This is a genomic window from Microbulbifer sp. CAU 1566, from assembly GCF_023156515.1.
GTDB lineage: Bacteria > Pseudomonadota > Gammaproteobacteria > Pseudomonadales > Cellvibrionaceae > Microbulbifer.
This window is the reverse complement of sequence record NZ_JALNMG010000007.1, coordinates 241,555-260,692: the sequence shown is the minus strand read 5'-3', so window position 1 is coordinate 260,692 and position 19,138 is coordinate 241,555. Positions and strand designations below refer to the sequence as shown.

At 53.7% G+C, this 19,138-nt stretch carries 14 protein-coding genes; all 14 read right to left on the bottom strand.

What is annotated here, in order from left to right:
- Window positions 1-298: 298 nt before the first annotated feature.
- Window positions 299-598 carry a hypothetical protein gene (locus M0G74_RS17075; RefSeq protein ID WP_248219881.1) on the bottom strand — a complete coding sequence of 100 codons (300 nt, stop codon included), beginning with the start codon at window positions 596-598 and terminating at the stop codon, window positions 299-301.
- A complete protein-coding gene (locus M0G74_RS17070) occupies window positions 568-927 on the bottom strand; it encodes a hypothetical protein (RefSeq protein WP_248219879.1) in 360 nt (119 codons plus the stop codon). Before M0G74_RS17070 ends, M0G74_RS17075 begins: the two co-directional genes overlap by 31 nt.
- A gap of 616 nt (window positions 928-1,543) precedes the next feature.
- The gene (locus M0G74_RS17065; protein WP_248219878.1) at window positions 1,544-2,068 is read right to left on the bottom strand and encodes a GNAT family N-acetyltransferase; all 525 of its coding nucleotides are present in this window, start codon (window positions 2,066-2,068) and stop codon (window positions 1,544-1,546) included.
- A gap of 161 nt (window positions 2,069-2,229) precedes the next feature.
- On the bottom strand, window positions 2,230-2,613 hold the full coding sequence (locus M0G74_RS17060) for a hypothetical protein (protein ID WP_248219876.1): 384 nt from the start codon (window positions 2,611-2,613) through the stop codon (window positions 2,230-2,232).
- 100 nt (window positions 2,614-2,713) lie between these two features.
- Window positions 2,714-3,313 (bottom strand): alpha/beta hydrolase, encoded by a 600-nt coding sequence (locus M0G74_RS17055; RefSeq protein WP_248219874.1) that lies wholly within the window; start codon window positions 3,311-3,313, stop codon window positions 2,714-2,716.
- A 219-nt stretch (window positions 3,314-3,532) separates the two neighbouring features.
- Entirely contained in the window at window positions 3,533-4,018 is a 486-nt protein-coding gene (locus tag M0G74_RS17050; protein ID WP_248219871.1) for a hypothetical protein, read from the bottom strand.
- Window positions 4,019-4,163: 145 nt separating this feature from the next.
- Complete coding sequence (locus M0G74_RS17045) at window positions 4,164-4,661, bottom strand: hypothetical protein (protein WP_248219869.1); 498 nt, start codon at window positions 4,659-4,661, stop codon at window positions 4,164-4,166.
- Between the two features lie 65 nt (window positions 4,662-4,726).
- The gene (locus tag M0G74_RS17040; protein ID WP_248219867.1) at window positions 4,727-5,245 is read right to left on the bottom strand and encodes a sel1 repeat family protein; all 519 of its coding nucleotides are present in this window, start codon (window positions 5,243-5,245) and stop codon (window positions 4,727-4,729) included.
- 127 nt (window positions 5,246-5,372) lie between these two features.
- Complete coding sequence (locus M0G74_RS17035; protein WP_248219865.1) at window positions 5,373-5,813, bottom strand: hypothetical protein; 441 nt, start codon at window positions 5,811-5,813, stop codon at window positions 5,373-5,375.
- Between the two features lie 188 nt (window positions 5,814-6,001).
- Window positions 6,002-7,657, bottom strand: coding sequence for a pectate lyase (locus M0G74_RS17030; protein WP_248219863.1), 1,656 nt, complete (start codon window positions 7,655-7,657; stop codon window positions 6,002-6,004).
- Window positions 7,658-7,803: 146 nt separating this feature from the next.
- Window positions 7,804-10,803, bottom strand: coding sequence for a TonB-dependent receptor (locus M0G74_RS17025; RefSeq protein WP_248219861.1), 3,000 nt, complete (start codon window positions 10,801-10,803; stop codon window positions 7,804-7,806).
- 132 nt (window positions 10,804-10,935) lie between these two features.
- Window positions 10,936-13,524 carry a fibronectin type III domain-containing protein gene (locus M0G74_RS17020; protein ID WP_248219859.1) on the bottom strand — a complete coding sequence of 863 codons (2,589 nt, stop codon included), beginning with the start codon at window positions 13,522-13,524 and terminating at the stop codon, window positions 10,936-10,938.
- Window positions 13,525-13,892: 368 nt separating this feature from the next.
- Complete coding sequence (locus M0G74_RS17015; RefSeq protein WP_248219857.1) at window positions 13,893-15,713, bottom strand: pectate lyase; 1,821 nt, start codon at window positions 15,711-15,713, stop codon at window positions 13,893-13,895.
- Between the two features lie 72 nt (window positions 15,714-15,785).
- Window positions 15,786-19,052, bottom strand: coding sequence for a pectinesterase family protein (locus tag M0G74_RS17010; RefSeq protein ID WP_248219855.1), 3,267 nt, complete (start codon window positions 19,050-19,052; stop codon window positions 15,786-15,788).
- Window positions 19,053-19,138 lie beyond the last annotated feature (86 nt).

The window sequence follows — 19,138 nt, the reverse complement described above, 5'->3', positions numbered from 1 at the left end:
GATCTGGCCCGGATGAATCCCAAGCTCACGCGCGACCTCAGCGGCAGTTACGCCCTCCTGATCGCTACGACGAACCGCCTCCCGGCGGAACTCCTCCGTATATGCCGCAACCTTCTTCTTACCCATGATACACCTCCGTGTTAGGCCGAAACCTAACTATACAGGGTGTCTACTTTCTGTGGGTAACACTGGACTCTAACGCCGCGCTCGGCCGCTGTAGGTAACTGGCGCTTTTTTGCTCCGCAAAAAAAGTAAGAGTTGCCGGAGGTCGGTTGCAGCGCTTTGATATGCAGCTCTCTCATTTCCAATCTATGATCTGCGTGTCCATTTTACCCATACGCGAAAAGTATGGTGTTTCTCCGAAGATCTTTCTTCCTTTCTCTAGCTGTGCTCTTACATCAGGAATAAGTGAGATTTCTTCATTTTCAAATATTCGAAACTTCTCTTCCAATTCAACACTTGAAGCATCGAGAAATTCAGATATTGAATCAGAAATACGATTACATCCAACACCTTCACTTAAATCATATAGCGAGCCATAAGTAATAGAATTAGATATACAATTAACTAAAACAAAGTCGCCAGAGCCATCATACAAAATAGGAAAAACCCTTTAGGCCAATAATCTGGATTTTCATCTCCACCTATCCCAGAAAGCTCACTATATTGATCCCGAGCCTGATTCCAAGACAGAGCATACATTCTCCATGCGAAATCAGGATTATCAACTCCTAGATCATCACATTTTTTGTAGTCATATCCATTGACCATAGAAAAATAGTTTACAAGTTCATCAGTGAGATCAACCTCGTCAAATAGAACCCCCTCTCGTATTGAGTTTGGGTCAACTTGATCTAAGGTATCTGCTGCAGAAGAACCAGATTGCTTGAGTACTTCCAAGTATTTTTCTATAGATTTCTTAAGCATAATTCAATCTTCCATGCCGAATCTCGATTAATGTACTCGTATAACGTCGCCAACAGCGGCCGTAGCGGAGGCTCAAAATACCCCGGAACGGAGGTCCGCTGATTGGCATTGTTGTGGCTTTACCTCTGCTGAATCCGTCTTGCAACAAGTACTATCAGCGAAAATAAGAAGCCGCAAATTAAAGGCGTAAGCAATAATATACTCGGTCTCCCCCATCCTAATTCGAAGATTCCAACAGGAATAAAAAAAACGATGTAAGCCAAACAGACTGTATCCCAAAAACTGGGCCGGAATGGGCGATTGACAGCTTGAAGCGATAAGGATGCGGCCGTTCTAAACCCCGCAACTAGATACAGCACAAACGAAGTCATCCAAGTCGCGGAGGAAAAGCCGCCATCCCACCATTCGAGAGCGAATATCAATACGAATAGGGAGACGTTAAACCAGCTAACAGGCTCGATTAGTATTTTCATATTTTCCATAACGCCGCCAGCATGGGCAGCTTACCTTGTGCGCGTTTTGCGCCAAAATGGGAGCGTAGCAACCCGCGCAAAATATGTACAAACTAAGCTGTCCCGCGGAGGGCCGAAGGCCCGTAGCAAACTGCCAGGCCTTGTTACGTGTTGCCGGGGTTGAGGAGCGATGTAAGAACATGATCCTCCCAGCACCCATTTATTCTAAGATACCGCTTGGCCTCACCCTCTTTAGTGAAACCGAGGCTCTTGAGCAACTTCGCCGACCGGTGATTGCTCGGCATGTAGTTTGCCATAACCCGATTTAGGGATAGCTCTTTAAACGCATAATCTAAAGCTTTTTGGCAGAGGATTTTCATGAAGCCTTTGCCTTCATATTTACGCGCTACCGCATAACCCATATTGCATGCCATGAATGAACCTTTCACAATATTTGTGAGAGTACAAATGGCCATAATTTCATCGCAATCTGATTCGGTTAAAACGAAATGCACCGAACTATTGTCGTGTTTAGTAGAGCTGCACTGTTTTAATCGGTGCTCCCAGGCCTCTACAGTATGATAACCGCTATCCCTGCGAGGCTCCCAAGCACGCAAATGCTCTTCATTCTCCTTGTAGAATCTTGAAAGCTGAGCCGCATCACCTACGGAAACTATTCTTACTTCCATGCTCGATTCTCCGTAACTTGGACACGTAACGCCGCGCTCAGGGTCAGCTTATTTTTTGCACGTTTTGCGTAAAAACGGGAGCGGAGCGACCTGCACAAAATGTTCAAAAGGGAAGCTGCCCCGCGGAAGGGCGCAGGCCCGGAGCAAATTGCCCGGCCTTTTTATACGCGAACGCCGAACTCTCCCCTCGCTTCACAAATATGGCGCGCTAGACCTATGGTGAAAACCATTAGCAATGAGTCTACAAACAAAAATAGATCTGGAGAAAACACGCCCGCCACTACATAGAGAGCCAAGGCTGCTAATGCGTAGCTCAATACCCCGACGATCACAACATGCAGAATAGGCCTCTCCATTCTCACTTTGAATAAAAAATAGTAAACGAGAAAACTTACCAAACATCCAGCCATATAATTTAATAAGTAATAAATGGGAGAATCAATAATCTTCTCGTCATGCGCCACCCAGAAACCGAAAGGAATACCAGAAATAATTCCTAGCACGATCGAAAAGCATGTGTAAATAGCGATTATTTTTAAATTCACAGAACGCACCTAAAGCGCATAACACCTTGCTAAGGGGCAAACTGCGCAGCAGTTTGTCCCGCGGAGGCCGTTTACGGCCGGAGGTGAGTTGAGCAATTTGCTAAGGATTACTGTCATGCTCGAAATGACCATTTTTTAAATAGTTAACCACCTGATCTATGACTCTATCGTTCTTCATCATAAATGGGTGTGTGACTGGCATTGTAATATGGTCTTTCATCCCTTCTAGCTTCGTACTTTCGATAGAAACCTTTCCGTCATCCGTGCTTGGTATAAGAGCCGATAATATCAAGTTGATACTGCGTGTTCCGGCAACGATGCCAACATCAAAATTGGCTTTGCCTAGTGTGTTTGGAATGCTTAGCTCTCCAGTGCCAAGCTGCATGCCTGCGTCGCCATTTATAAAGTGAAAGCCAGGAACCTCCCTAAGCTTATCGACAACCTCGCTACCTTTATTAGGTGGGCCAAGCATAACCACTCTACCCAAATTTTCGATCGTGTGGTTGCTGAGGTATTGCCGCACGAGAATCCCGCCGAGCGAATGGGTCACAAAGTTTACTGTCGTGCCTTCCGGGCATTTTTCGATAGCAGGAGTGATTGCCAAATCAGCCAGCTGCTCTATTGGATATTCTCGTGAAGAGTAACCTCGGTTTATTGGGATGAAGCCTTCTTTTGAAAGGGATTCTTCCAATTTTTCCATCGAACTAGGTGACCTAGCGAGGCCATGCAAAAGTACCACGCATGAAGCCTGGGAGCTGATGGAAAAGAACAGTGAAAAGGCTAGAAGGGTTGACTTCATGCTAAAGATCCATTCGCCGCGCTCAGCCGCGGACAATTTTGGGCGCTTTATGCGCGACAATGGGAGCGAAGCAACCGCGCATAAAGTGCACAAAGCAAGCCATCTCTTTGCAGCGCTTTGTTATGGCTGGCACGCCACATAGTTTGTAATATCTTCCACACCTGAAGTTACTACACCCTGCCAATTATTAAATCTACCACCATACGCGGATGTGGCGTGATAACCCAATTTAGCCTTTTGACCAAGAGGCGACCTAGATTTATATATTTCATATACCTGTGCTCCCTCTGTAGGCTGAATGGTTACTAAACCAAGTTCCGCACTATCAGGCACAATTAATACGCCGTCGATCTTAAGCTCACTGACGTTGCCAATCAGTACTGTAGGTACAGTTGGATCATCATAATGCTTTGAAGCACCTTGGGACGTTGAAATCAATGTAAGTTCTTTGTCCGAATTGTTTTTTAGAACTAATCCGACACGGTATTCGTATAATCCATTTTGACTATGACCGACACACGTAATATTGGCAGTAGAAACTTCAAGTTCATTCGCCGCTGAACTAAAACTAATGAGAGCCAGTAATACAAAAATTGCTTTTTTCATGTAATACCCATAACGCCCACAGCAGGGGCGGCTTACTTTGTGCGCATTTTGCGCGAAACTGGGGGCGAAGCGACCCGCGCATAAAGCACACAAAGTAAGCTGCCCGGTGGAGGCCCGCAGGGCCGGAACAAAATGCCTCGCCTTGTTAGATTTTCTTCGGCTTTGGCACGGGGTTTCTTGTGTAAGAGTAAATGACAGAGCTAATTTTCCAGCCGTCCGCAGTTTTCAGCAAGTGCCAGGCTTCGTCACCCCAGTTACTTTTGTAATCATCAATATGGAAGCTATATTTAAAATGAACTGAAGCAATTTCTTTATCAGTTATAATTTCAACATCCCAAAATTTTTCTTCTGTTTTTTCTTTAGTTGAAACAATCCAGGAAATAAATTGCAAATACGAACCAGGCTGAACACCAAGTTGGCTCGGCAACGACCCTGTTCTTTTATCCGGGACGACGCTTATCCATGGGATTGATTTATCATAGAAAAGATCATGAAACTTCTCTTCATCCTTTTCTATTATCGACAAGCGAAAAGCTTCAATCACGTCACTGATTTCTTGACTAGCGCTTTTCTCACCTTCTTTTGCAATCACGGCAGAAGAAAGCGCCATAATAAGGAGAACCATTATTGTTCTAATTTTCATACCTTTTCCTTTTTTTGATGACAATGAAATCTAACGCCACAATCAGTCGCGACTGCATTGCAGTGTTATGAATTGGCGCCATCTAGTCGCGCCAAGTAGAACTTAATATCGTCAAGGATCTCCAAATCTGGCTTTTCCATTCCATTGTATATAAGCAACGCCTTTTTACAGTGCTTTCGAGCACGAGCCAGAGTATAGGTAGGTTCATTGTGGTCAGCATACGCATGGCACAGATGGTACTCTGCTTCCTCGTGACCCATTAGAATTGCTTGCTTCCAATATTCAATTGCTGCCCACTGGTCTTTTTCAGTTCCATAACCGAAGAATTTCATGTACCCGAGATTGTTGAGAACATCTATTTGCAACTCTTCATATTCAGGAGCGACGTTTTCAAGAGAAGTTAGCTTCGACCAGTTTTCGACTGATCGATCATAATCTTTGTTTCTGAAGTGGCAAGTTCCGGTATAAAAGAGCTGTTCCGCTAGTGGCGAATCCTGATCCAAGCCTATTGAGCCCAAATCACACGCTTCCTTAGATAGAACCGGAGTAGAAAAAATTAACAAAATTATCAGTACTGCTCTCACTTAAACTCCTGACATTCATAACGCCGCGCTCAGGGGCGGCTTACCTTATGTGCATTTTGCGCAAAAATAGGAGCGTAGCGACTGCGCAAAAGGTGCATAAGGTAAGCCGTCCCTTTGCAGCGCCTTGTTAACTGCATTGTTGGGGGAACCCTTCGCTCCAACTACAGTAATCTTCAGCTTGGTTAGCACCTTTTAAAAGTTCATTAATATATGTGAAGCCGATCAACTTTCCAACAAGTGATATTTCTTGATCCGAATGCTCATCTTCCATTAGCTGAAGTAACAGATACGCGAGAATCCCTTGTGCTGAGTCCACACTCAGCCAGATGTCATCAATGTCTTCCAGGCTACAGACTTCAAATTTTTTTGAATCATAGTTGAAATAGACTGCGGTAATTCCCCGCTCCCATAGTGGAAATATGTTTCTTCCGCTAAGTGGCGATCCTAGAATGTTGTACGGTGGTTCACAGCGATAACCGAGGACATGTTCAGACCGATAATTAGCTAAATGACCGATTAGATACTTATTAAAACCTAAATTTTTATACTTTTCTTGATCGATACTCATAAGCAGTTAATAGTTTATTCAATAGCTCCATATCTAGCCATTATGCCCATATCTGGAAGAATATGTGTATATCTGGGCATTATGTCCAGATCTGGAAAGGCTGTATTCCAGGTAATATATCCATATCTAGACATAAAAACGCCGGGACTGGCCCGGCGTCGTTTTCATCTTGCCAAATCATCAATCTGCTATTGGCAGACCGCTTTGTTCAGGTCCAGCACATAAGACTGCGCCATCCCCAGAGGTGAATTGAATGGCCGTTCGCCGTCAACACCGGCGGTGGAGAGTACGTAGTCGACCAGTTCCTGGCCGGCATTGGTTTTCTGCGCGCTGATGGCTGCCTGTGAGTCGGCGGAGTAACCTGCGCTCAGGTCTTCGACGGTGCCCCAGTTGTTGCTGATTTCTGCGGTGGACGATTCGTTCAGGGTGCAGGCGGCATCGGCCAGCCATACGTGAGAGCCTTCGGAGCGGAAGTTGCTCTGGTTGCTGGTGTTGTCGCTGCTGTAGTTGTCGCGGGCCAGTTCGTTGGCGAGGGTGGTTACGGATACGCCGTGGCTGCTGTTCATCAACAGGGCGTTGCTGTCCCAGAGTACCTGGGCGCCGACGCGCGCGCTGAATACGTCTTTGCGGTAATTCATGAAGACGTTGTTGAACATATGGGTTTTGCCGCGACGGATCAGCGGTACGCGGCGGGCGGTGCCGCTGAAGGCGCTGTAGTTGGCGTCGGTAGTGATAAACGCATTGTGGTGCATGGTGGTGGTGATGTTTTCGTTCACCGTACGATCGTCGCTGGAGCCGTGCAGGCTCGCGCGCTTCACGTCGACCAGGCGGTTGAATGACATGGTGATGCCGGAGGCACCCTGCTTCACATCAAACGCGGAATCGCCGGTGTAGTTGAAGCTGTTTTTGTGAATCCAGATATCGTGGGAGGCGTCGCTGCGGATCATATCCGGGTCCGCCTCGTGGTCTTCGGTGTGGCCGGCGCCGCGGAAGTCGATGTTGGTGAGGATCACATTTTCTTCACCCTTGATTTCAAAACCATTGAAGCGGAAGTAGGCGTTGGCCTGGCGGCCATCCAGGGTGGTGTTGGAACCCACACTGGTGTTTCCGATCGGCAGACTTTTGTTCAGCGCCACGTTGAAAAATTCGGTCAGGCAGGCCTGCTCGCCATCAATGCCTTTGTCGGCACACCACTGGGTGTAGTTCAGGCACTGGGCTTCCGTGCCTTCTATTGCGGTTTGCACCGTGTCGCGATTGCAGTAGAGACGGTGGAAGGACACTTCCGTTTCTTCGGCAAAGTCCAGTTTGTCAAATACGATCCAGTTGTAGGCATCGCTGCTCACGGCATCGTAAATCTGCTGCTCGACGGATTTGGATTGGTTTTTCTGGATCACCACCAGTTGGCTATTGCCTGCGGAGTCGTAACCGCCGGTGGCATTTTCACCGTAGCCTACGGCGGTGCCCAGGGTTTTGGCGAGGCACTCGATAATTTTCTGGTCGCTATCCAGTTCGGCAGAATCGCGCCAGTTAACTGCGGGATCGCTCGCCAGCTGTTCACAGGCGGCGGAGATGCCCGCACTCCCGCCACTGGAGGAGGAGCTGGAGCTGCCACCGGATGAGCTGCTGGAGGAACTTGAACTACCAGCACCGGAGGAAGAACTGCTCGAGGAACTGCTGGATGAGCTGGAACTACTAGACGAGCTACTGGACGAGGAGCTGGAGGAAGAACTGGAAGAGGAGCTTGAGGAACCTCCACCACTGGAACCACCGGAGCCACCACCACAGGCCGTCAACACTGTTGAAAGCGCAACCGCCACCAGTGGTAATAATTGTTTACTGAGCATAGAAACCTCCACTACAAAAACACATCACGTCCCGCCGATGAGTTGGGAACCGGGTTTTATGGAACTGGTGCCCGGCTATTTCCGGTACCCCAAAGCGAAAAAAGCCCCGCAGAGCGGGGCAACAATGGCAAAACTTGAATACAACCTTAGAAGTCGACGGTCAGGCCCAACTGGTAGGAGGGACCGTAAGCTTCCACGTTGTAGAGGATGTGACCACCGGAATCCGCGTTGCCGGAGAAGAACTGCTGATCGACGTTGTCGGACAGGTTCACGGCATCGAAGTAAGCGCGGATGCCATCGGCAATACGGTAAGTCGCCTTCACATCAAAGGTCAGGGACTCGTCCTGGTACATATCCGCCCAGGCGCGACAGTTAGCCGCGTAGCCCAGCTCGTTGTCTGCAGCGATATCATCCGCGGTACAACCGCCGATACGCTTCAGGATTTCACTGGTGTAGTTGGCGATGAAGCGCACGGAGAAGTCGTCGTTCTCCCAACCCAGGGTCAGGTTGGCGGCGGTATCGGCAGTTTCCGGCAATTGGATGGAGCCAACGCGTACGGAGTCACCGACGTTACCGTCACTGGTCTGCAGGGTCAGGTTGGACTGAATGAAGATGTTGTCCAGGTAGCGACCGATGTCGTGGTTTTCCCACTGGCCATCAAAGTAGTGGCTGGCGCTCAACTCCAGACCGTATACCTTGGCGGATTCACCGTTCAGGTAGGTATTGACGTTGGTCAGGGTGGTGTCACCGGGGATATTGAACATGGTGACCTGGTCTGTCGGCAGTACGAAGGACAGGTCGCTTCCGATATTCAACTTCACGCCATTGGCGTCGACGATGAAGTCCTGGATGTCTTTATAGAAGAGTGCGCCTTCCAGGAAGGTGCTCTCGCCGTAATAGCTCAGAGACAGGTCCAGGTTGGTTGCGCGCATGGGATCCAGGCCCGGGTTACCGATTCGCACGGTGTTGTCCGCCGACATTTCGAAGAACTCGGCCTGGTATGCCAGGTCGCCGCCGCGAGAGGCACCGATGGCATTCGGGTCGTCGGAGCAGACTTCTTCACCGGTGTAATCCGGATCGGTGTTACAGAAGACAACGCGGTCGGTCACTTCGAAGAAGGCACGGCTCTTACCGAAGTCCGGGCGGGAGAAGCTGGTCCAGATGGACGCGCGGCCCAGCAGGTTGTCGCTCAGCTCGTGACGGTAGTGCAGCGCGGGGAGGAACAGGCCATAGTCATTGCCGGTTTCTTCCAGCGGCAGCGCGATATCCAGAGACTCCAGGCCCTGGGTATCTTCGTTGCGGTCGTTGCGCAGTGCCATATAGCCGGTGGAGCTGAAGTCGGTGTAGGCGTAACGCGCACCGGCAATCAGGGTGGCTTCCGGCAGTACCTGTACTTCGGCCATCAGGTAGGCCGCGGCGGTATCTTCGCTCAGCTCATAGTCGAGCTTGGTGGAATCCAGTTCCTGCTGCTCCGGGTCGTAGTTGTCACCGATGGCGCGGGTACCGTTGATCAGGCGCTCGGCGTCCTCGCGGGTAATCATCGCGTGGTCGAAGCTACCGTTGAGCGGTACGTAAGTGGTGAAGTCACCGAGACGGGCACCGGCCAGGGACACACATTCCAGGTCGCCGGCACAACCGGCTACGGCACGGTCAAACGGTACGATACTCGCACGGTTTTTGTCGTTGGTGCGGCTGCGCTGGTTCACCTTCACACCGGTCTTCACATAGTTGACCATGCCGGCGTCCCAGTCGTGACGCAGGTTGAAAGAGAACTGGTTTACCTCGTCGGTGCGCAGGGCATCTTCCAGGAACAGGTTGTCGTAGTTCAGGTTCGGCTGCTTGACCTTACCGTACTGGTAGCCGTTGGGGCCGGATACCGCACCGGTGGTGATGCTGCCGGTTTCCGCCAGCTCGGTGAGCTGCGGGCCGGAGATCAGCTGGCCGTTCAGGAAGTCGTCGCCGTAGCTGCCGATGGCATTCAGTTCACGCAGGCGGAACTGTACGCGGCGGCCGTCGGGCTTGGCGTTTTCACTGCGGGAGGCAACCACCTCGTAGTCCACTTCCCAGCCGTCGCCGAAGCGGTTTTCACCACCCAGGGAGACGGTATCGGTGGTGACTTCGGATTCCTGGATAAAGAACTGCTGCTGCAGGTCGACACTGCTGCCGCCAAACACCTGGTTTTCTTTATCGATAAACGCCAGGTCTTCGTCGCCGTTGGCCCAGTTGAAGCGATAGTACTCGCGCATGGCGATATCGTTATCGGAGTAGCTGGTGTGGTTCAGCTTCAGGTGATAACGGCTGTTGTCATTGGGCGCGTATTCCAGGTTCAGCAGGCCCGCGATACGCTCACGCTCGGCGTTTTCTTCGTAGTTGGTGAATTCCCACGGGATCAGCATCTGGTCGCTGCCCAGGTCCACATACTGCGGCAGGGTGTCGGCGTGATGCTTGGTCTGGAAGCCGCGGGTTTTACGCTTTTCCCAGGAGCCGGTGTAGGCCACACCGATGGTGTCGTTCAGGAACAGGTTGGTGCCCTGCAGGGTCACCTTGGGGGAATCCGCTTCTACCTGATCCTGGTAATAGTTCTGCGCACGGAATTTCAGGCTGTTTTTGCCGCGGTCCAGTGCCGACAGGGTTCTCACGTTGATGGAGCCACCGATGGCATCCAGCTCCATGTCCGGGGTCAGGGACTTGTTGACCTCGATGGACTGCAGTACGTCGGACGGCAGGCTGTCGAGGGAGAAGGCGCGGTCTTCCAGGGTTTCGTTGGTACCGCCGCCGGCGTTCGCCATGGCGCCGCCGTCCATACGCACGCTCACCATGCCGGCGCCGAGGCCGCGCAGGTTGACGAACTTACCTTCACCTTCGCTTTTCTGCAGGGTGATACCCGGCATGCGCTGCAGCAGCTCCGCCACGTTCTGGTCGGAGAAGTTACCCGCGTCGTCCTGGGTAACAATGGAGCTGAAGTTGTCCTTGTCGCGCTCGGCGGCGCGGGCATTCAGGTCTGCACTGCGCACACCTTCTACATAGACTTCTTCAACCGCAAAGCTGGAATCTTCCTGCTGCTCTTTTTCCGCTTCCTGTGCCACCAGGCTTGAGGAAGCAGCCATGGCGATAGCCACGGCGAGAATCTGTTTTTTATAAGCCATTTTTGACTCTCCCATCGTTTTTATTCCGGCCTCGTTTCCGTTGTGGCCGTTGCGATGTTTTATTCTGGCCGCCGGCAGACAGCTCTCTTGCCGGCGGCGCACCTTACCAATGCATCCTGTGAGTGACGCCGATTACTGGTAGCTGACCTTGAAGTTATCGATCACTACCGGCAGGTCCCGGGTTCCGCTGTCGCAGCGCACCTGCAGGAAGGAGTTGGCAGTACCGACATGCACTTCAGGATCGCTCGCGAAGGTCACGGTGCCGGTAGGCTTGTCACCATCCGCCAGTTGGGAAGCGTATTTCTCAACCAGCTTGGAACCGCCATCCGCATGCATGGACTTGCTGGAGCTGGAGGTGTTGTTGTCGATATACACCTGGCACTTGCCGGTCTCCACGGAGGTGTTGGGGTTTTCCACCACTTCGAAGCTGATGATGTACGGCTTGCTCAGGTCCAGATCGCCGCGACCAGTGGTATCGGTATCTGCGGTATCCACGTCCGTATGATGGAGCGCATCACCGATGGAGAAGCGTGCGTCGTGCAACGACAGGGTGCCGCCTGAAACACTGATACGAGAACTGCCGCTGGTGACGTTAAACATGGGCAGGCTGCCATCGCTGGACAGACCGCGGTACTCGGCACTGAAGAAGTTGGTGTCTTCGCTCTCGGAATCTTCCACCAGACCAACACCGTTGAAGTTTTCTTCAAGCACGGCACTGCTATCGCCACCGGCGTAGACGTCCAGCTCTCCGATACCCGCCGGCAGTTCACCCACCAGCTCCGCCGGGGTCAGGCTTGCGGCAGCGGCGCTGTCGGTCCATACCAGCCAGTCGACGTCGGCATAGAACGGGCTACCAGAACCTTCACCGATGCGCATACGGCTACCGCTGTTACCGCCATCGCGGCCGTTACCGGTAAAGCTGCCGACTTCTACACCATCGCGGTAAACCTTGGTGGTGATGTATTCATCGCCGGCCGTCGCAGGATCATTCACCACAAAGCTGACCTGGTAAATGTGATAGCCATCGGTCATATCCATGTCGACTTCCGCGGTGGAATCGTCAGACAGGAACTTGTCCAACTGGATCTTGTTGCCGTCCGGACGCAGGATGGTTTTGATGCGAGCGGGACCGCGATCGGCAACGCCACCATCACCCAGGTGGGTTTCAATCTCGAAACCGCGCACACTGTCGAGCGCGGTCGCGAGCGAAGTGTCGATACGGGCGATAAAGGTGAAGTGCTTGGGATAGGTGGTAGCATCGCCGGCAATCACGCCGTCCAGGTCACCAACCGGTTTGGTATTGTCATCACCTTCCCGGGTATCCATGGTCATTACACCCAGGTCGCTAACTTCGAACCAAGGCAACTCTTCGTCGCTGAAGCTGAAGCTGGTGGCTTCACTGCCGTTGATTACAACGGAGCCCAGTTCACCCGGATGTCCACAGCCATCGTAGACATTCCACATAATGCTGTTGGTTGCAGACGGATCTACGGAAGTGGTCGGGGTACAGCTGTCGCCCACCGGTGCTTCCGGCATTGCGGTGGTCGCTTCACTCCAGTCGCCGGCACCGACGTTATTCACCGCGCGCACCCACACATGGTAAGTGCTGCCGTTGGTCAGCTCGGTCAGGGTGGTGGTGGTTTCGGTGAGGCCTTCAACCAGCATCGCGGTGTTTACATCGTCGCTGGTGTTGTAAGCCACATCGTAAGCGGTAGCACCCACAGAGGAGGCCCAGCTCACGGACATTTGCGCATCAGAAGCGAACAGACTCGGGGCTTCCGGTGCTTCCGGCGCGGTAGCCGGCTGGAATACGGTACAGGCCGGCAGGTCTGCCTGGCCGTCGTCTTCCTGACGCTCTACCAGCAGGTCATCGAAAATAATCGAGCTGCCGCCTTCCACGCGGAACTGCAGGAAAGAAGTCGCGCTACCCACTTGCGCCGGGCGCACGTCTTTCACTTCGCCGCCCAGCTCGTAGGCGATATCGCCGGGTACATTGATCTGCACACGCTTGCCCGGGATCAGGTCTGCTGCGGGCACGTTGAAGATACGCGAACCGGAACCGCCGCCGCCCCATACGGAGTTGGCTTCACCGGAGGTGTTGTTATCCACATACACCTGCATGTTGCGGGTACCGGAAGCATCTTTCACACAGAAAGAAATTCGGTAAGGACTGCTCAGATCCAGCTCACCCCAGGTGGTTACATCGTCAGAGGTGGTGGTGTCTTTTTTCGGATCGGAGTCATCGATGCTGAGGCGGGTCTGACCGGCACTGAAACGGCCGGTGTTCAGCAGCATGGCCGGGTTGCCGGCGTCGCTGACAATACCCAGCTGGTCCAGTGAAACTTCTATGCCATCTGCGGGGTTGTCATTCAGGAAGAAACAGCAGGTGGGGTAGAAGAAAGACGGCCAGGCATCTTCGGCATTGTTGGTGGCCAGGGCTTTGTATTCCTGGCTGAAGAAGAACTGGGTATCGGCTTCGTCGAAGTTGACGAACAGGTCGTCACCGAAGTTTTCGGAAAGGATGGGACCTTCGGCGCCGCCGCCGGAACCACCACTGGAAGAGCTGCTGGAAGAACCACCGGAGGAACTGCTGGAAACCGGGGGCGGCGTGGTAACCACATCTCCCTGGTTGTTCTCATCAGTGCCACCGCCGCCACAGGCGGTCAGCGTCCCCATAATGCACAGCGCGAGTGCGGACTTTGCCCAAGGTAAAGGTTTCATGCTCACCCCTTCTCTCTCATTGTTAGTCATTATTTTTATGAGCCTGGATACGTCTCCTGGATGCTGCACTTTACGTGCTCGGTAACCATCCAGGCCCAGCTTTAATACTTATTGGTTTGGCAATCTAACCAGATTGGTTAGGCATATACAACCGTTTGTACCAATTGGTAATGAAGTTATTTGTGACTTGTGTCAGACAGGCGGGATTTCGCTCTTTGCCGCACAAATAGTGGGCAAAAAGCCATATTCATGTAGTTAAACTACAAAAATACCGGTAACCACGTGCAAAAAAGCACCGCCGTAAGCGGTGCTTTTCTGAACAAAATCGGCCAGACCACTATTTGTCCTGGCTGACCGAGGGCGCTATTTCAGGGCGCCGCCTCAATGGAGATGTCATCGACCACTACTGTGGCACCACTTTCGGTTCTCAGGGTCACGAACGAATTGGCACTGGCGGTCAGGCCTGTGACCGTATAAGTCTCGCCCGCCACCAGATCGGTCAGCAGCACCTGATGGAACTTGGAAGCGCTGCCCCAGATGGAGTTACCGCTGGATGGTGTGTTGTTATCCACATAGAGCTGGAAGTTGCGACTGGTATCGCCGCCCACGCTGACTACGGTAAAGGTAATCTGCCAGGGCACACTCAGGTCGAACACGCCGGTGTTGCCATCGCCACTGGTGGTGCTGACGTCCGGTGTGCTGTTGCCAATGGATACGCGGCTACCGGTCAGGCTGAGAGCGCCGCTCTGGATTTCTGCGGTACCGGTGACCTTGTGGTACATGGGTGTGCCGCTGCCGGGTGCGCCGGTCAGTTCGCGATAGCTGTTAGTAAAGAAAGTCGCGGTATCAGTCGCAAAGTTTTCGCTGTAGGGCAGCGCCACATCTTCAATAGTGGGCTCCTCTTCCACCGGCACTTCATCTACCGGAGTCACCGGGTCGGGAATTTCCAGATCGGACTGATCCAGCTTGCCGCGACCGGCGTTGGCGATGATGTATTCCTTCAGGCCGTCGGTGGAATCCAGGGTGTACTCGTAGGGCACGGTGTAGTCGGAGGTGGACTCACCATTTTGTGCGGTGATGTCGGTGCCGCCGCCACTGGTCCAGGTGACGCCGCTGCCAAACACATTGCCGTTCAGGTTCCAGTAACCCACCACGTCGGAATAGAAAGACACCACCGGGTTCTGGGTGTTTTCAAACACATTGTGTTCGATCAGCATTTCCGCACCGGCGCGGCTGTTGATCGCGGTGGAACGGATATTGTTGTAGTAGTTGTTGTACACGTGGCCCTTGCCGTGGCGGTACAGGGGCACGCGGGATTCCAGGTTTTCAAAGCGGTTGTGGTGGAATGTCACTAGGCGATCGGTATCCGGGTTGGTGTCGTTTTCCGTGTGGCCGTGCAGTGAGGTTTTCCACGAGTCGTGCAGATAGTTGTACGACAGGGTGATGTAGCGGGCACCGCTTTTGGAATCGATCAGGCCATCGTAGTAGTCCTTGTCTACAGTCAGCGAGCTGTAAAGTTCGCAGTGGTCGATCCAGATATGGCCGGTGGTAGAGCCGTCGTCATCGCCCTCGATACTGATCGCATCTTTTTCCTGTCCGGGCCAGGCTTCATGGAACAGCAGGTTCTGCACGATGATGTTGTTGGCGCGACGGATGGACAGGCCGATACCGTCAAACTCGCCGTTTTCGCCCACACCAATCAGCGACACGTTATCCATATCCTTGATCTGGATACTGGCGCCGGTACCGGTGTTGAAATCGGTAATGGTGCCATCGATATAGATGGTCACCGGCTGGCTCGCATCTTTGGCTGCATCCAGCTTGTCCTGCAGGTCGGCACCGTTGTTGACGGTGTACACCAGGCCGCCGGCACCGCCAGTGAGGTTGTACTGGTAACCGGCAAAACCGCCATCGGCGCTGCCACCAGACGAACCGGAACTTGAGCTGCTGGAACCCGAGCTACTCGAACCCGAACTGCTGGACGAGCCACTGCTCGACGAACTAGAAGACGAGCTACTGGACGAGCTTGAGGAACTGGAAGAAGAACTGGAGGAGCTCGATGAAGAACTGCTGGAACTGCTCGACGAACTGCCGGAGGAATTACCACCGTCGCTGCCGCCACCACCCCCACAGGCGGTAAGGCTGGCGCAGAGTGCCAGGGCCAGTAGTGAACGCAAGGACTGTTGCATAATGTACATCCTGAAAAATCAGCCCCGCGCAGTACGCGGGGCCTTTTATTGACGGTTTATTTTTCCAGTTGGTTACTGGACCAGCTGGATATCTTCAAACACAAAGGTTTGTGCACCGCTGCCGTTGGGCGCCGCGTACATACCGACATTTACGGTGTCCGCCAGGTCGGTAAAACTGCTACCGCCAATGCCGGTGTAGGTAACGCCGCCGTCCGCGGAATAGGAAACGGAGTAGGACTGGCCGGAGCGCTCCAGCTTGTAGTAGAGCGAATCGCCGGGAGTAACCGGCGTATCACCGGTTTTGCCCCAACCTGCATCATCCGCAGTGACGTGGCCGTAGCTGGCCACCAGATCAACCGCTTCATCCGCGGTGATATCGTTGATACCGATATGCGCCAACGGACTGCTGGTGGCACTGGTAGCGTCGCACTCACACAGCATCAGGCCCGCCTGGAACTGGTAGGAGGAACTCTCCCGCAATGCGCCAACGGATTTCACCTTTGCGGTAAGCACGAAATCACCGGTGACCTCTTTTGAAGCCATAAAGAAAGCAAATTTGCGGGTTTCGAATTTGCCACCTTCGACGGTGAAGGTGACGCTGTCTTCGGTCTCCGCGTCGATGCTGCCGGAAATACCAGTGGTGGTACCGCCAAGCTTCACATCGGTTGCGCGCCAGATTCCCTCAGCAGCACCCGCGCCCTTCATACAGTGATCGTCGCTGGTGTCTTCCGGATAGGGGTCCCAACCTTCGCCACTGTTCCAGCTGGCAAAAATCTGCGCGCGGGAGCAGAAGCTCGCGGCCACTTCTTCTGCACTCAACTCGTAACAGCTGCCATTGCCGTCGCAACGCTTGGACAGGTCCAGGGGGCTGCCGGCCAGGTCGGTGCTGCCGTATTCACGCCATCCGCCAGTTGCCGATGCGGTAACCGGGTTGGGTGCGGGCTGGCCGTTGATGCCCTCGTATGCCCAACCGATATCAGCAACGTGGGTGTCCATGGCGGTGTTGATGAAGGTGACGTTGTCGTAATAGCTGCTGCTACCACCACTGCGCGCCAGGTGGGTGGTGCCCGGCTCGATGGTGACACCGGTGGGACCCGCGCCCTGGGTCAGTTTTGCATTCAGGAAGACAAAACCGGGGGCGGCGGGATCCGGGGTGCGCGCCTGCAGCAGGTAGCCGCCGGAGCTGGTGGCCCCGGTGCTTTTGGAATCACCCAGAGAGCGAATCTCGGTGTCTTCAAACACGGTAGCGGTGCTGTAACCCCAGATAAAGTCCACGTTGCCCGCAACCAGTGAGTTGTGGAACCAGTTGTAGCCCTTCAGTAACAGGGTGTCCTGCTCGGAAATAAACGCGGCGTTGCGCGCAATCAGGCGACCTTCACTGTTGAAGTAAATGGTTTCCGCCTGGTCGCCACCACCGGTGCGGCGGTGGGTATTTTCGATGGTGAGGTCTTCGAGGGTGAGCATGTCACCACCCTTCACCAGGAACAGACCGCGGCCTTCAGAGCCACCGTTCAGTGCCTCGTAGTTGGCATAGTGAATACGGGTCTGATCCGCACCGGCACCCTTGATGGTGAGGTTGTTTTTACCGGACAGGAACAGCAGTTCGCGGTAATCACCAGCGGCAATGGAAATACTGGCGGCATCGTCTGCGCCGACATTTTCCATCACATGGTTGAGCGCACCCTGCACCGTGCGGAAGTCCGCAGCACCGTCGTCATCCACGGTCACGTCGGCACCCATGGGCAGTGCCGCGCGGGTGGTGAAGGTCCAGCCGGCGTCTTTACCGATGCCGACAAAATCACTGCCGTTCAGCTTGGCGCCCTGCACCAGGTCGGAACTGATAGCGACAAAGTATTCCACTCCGGCTTCCAGCACATCGGTGTGCGGCGCGATGGTCAGAGTATTGCCATCGATATGGAAAGGCGTGGCGTTCAGAACGCGGGTTTGCGCTTGGCCGTTGTAACCGAGGGTATCGGTTTCACCGCCGGCGCGAATGGCGTCTACTTCGGTGTTGTCGTCGGCACGGAAAATACGCACCGAGCCAACGGCTTCGTTCAGGGAGGGCGCATTGTCGAAGGTGATACTCAGGCGGGTATCTTCATACTCGCCGGTGGCACCGGGCAGCGGGGTCACCAGTGCACCAATGTCTCCGTAGGTCGCAGTCGGCATGGCAAAGGCCTTGGCCAGTTCCACGCTGATGCTGCGCTGCAGGCTACTGTCAGAACCGCTGATAAAGGTAATTTCCGCGGCGCCTTCCGCCAGCGGAATCACTTTCACCAGATTATCGGTGACTTCCACCGCGGCCACACTGCTATCACTGGAAACGACATTAAACGAATCGGCAGTGACACCGTCGCTCTGCATCGCGACCACATTGATTTCCAACGCGGGATCACCGGCGGTGGCGGCCCAGGTAGGTTCCGTATAGTCGATGGTCAGCTGTACCGGCTTCACTGCGGGATCGCCGACTTTTACGTAGTCCACTTCAAAAGAGCGGTTGTAGGTAAAGAAGCCGATACGACCGGCGGTACTGTACTGGTTGTCCGCGTCGGAATAGGTACCCAGCTCTTCGCCGTCGAGATATACGGTGACATTGCTGCCGACCATGTCATAGCGCACGGTGTACCAGCTGCCATCGGTGCCGTCCTGCTCACCCAGCAACAGCGGTTTTTTCGCCTGCACTTCGCGGCTGACGGAACTGCCGTTGGCATAGCCCGCCTCCACCTGGGTGGACTCGCTGCTGTTCTGCATATTCAGGCCGCCGAAATACCACTGCAGTGGGCCCTGGTAGCGGCCGATGCTATACAGGTATTTGTTACCGGTGTTGCCGTTGGCGCGGGGACGAATACGGTACTCGACAAAATAGTCCGCAGGCACACTGCCGAAGGCGCCTTCCTTGACCAGGATCAGCTCGCCATCGCTCAGGTTTTCACCGCGGGTACCGGCGGTAAAACGCAGGGACTTTCCTTTTTCACCCTCGTCGAGAATATCGAAGACACCGGGATCGGCGAGGCCGTAACCGTCGATTACCGCATCCCAGCTGCTGGCGAATTCGCCGTCTTCGAAATCGTCACAGAAATACAGGCCGGTTTCCGGGCAGGTAAAAGCGCTGGGTTCAGGCTCTGGTTCGGGCTCCGGTTCGGGTTCAGGCTCCGGCTCGGGCTCTGGCTCAGGCTCTGGTTGCGGGTCCGGCGATGGAATGATCGGATCGGGATCTTCCGCCACGATAGGGCTCAATTCCACCAGCTCTTTTTTACTGCCTTCGTCACTGCAGCCAGTCATCAGGCTGCCGAGCAACGCGGCCATGGAGGTGGCCATCAGTGTGCTTGGTACTCTCATCGAATACTCCTGGGTTGTGGTTTTATTGTTGTTACCCGACGACGCCACCGCCGCCGGTGCTGCTTCACTGCCCTACCGCCTACAAC